We start from the raw sequence: 338 nt of genomic DNA, 5'->3' as shown, positions 1-338 counted from the left end.
ATACGCAGGCCGCGCAGCTTGACCTGATGGTCGATACGACCGGCGTACTCGATCACGCCGTCGGCGCGGTAGCGCGCCAGGTCGCCGGTGCGGTAGATGCGCTCGCCGTTGCCGTAAGGGCTGACTGCAAAGCGTTCAGCGGTCAGGCCGGGGCGGCGGTGATAGCCACGAGCCAGACCCGCTCCGGCCAGGTACAGTTCACCGAGCACTCCTACCGGCACCGGTTGCAGTTCGGCATCGAGGATGTAGCACGCCAGGTTGGCGATTGGCTCGCCAATCGGCACGCTGTCGCGGCCTTCTTCGCGGCAGGTCCAGTGGGTCACGTCGATGGCCGCTTC

1 protein-coding gene is annotated in these 338 nt (G+C 66.9%); it reads right to left on the bottom strand.

All coding sequences use genetic code 11. The features are described 5' to 3' along the window. Positions 1-338, bottom strand: a 338-nt coding sequence (locus HU720_RS24655) for an AMP-binding protein (RefSeq protein WP_186523636.1), incomplete at both ends; no start/stop codon positions are given.

The sequence above is a fragment of the Pseudomonas sp. SWRI51 genome, assembly GCF_014268825.1.
Taxonomy (GTDB): Bacteria; Pseudomonadota; Gammaproteobacteria; order Pseudomonadales; family Pseudomonadaceae; genus Aquipseudomonas; species Aquipseudomonas farsensis.
This window is presented reverse-complemented; position numbering and strand designations above follow the sequence as displayed.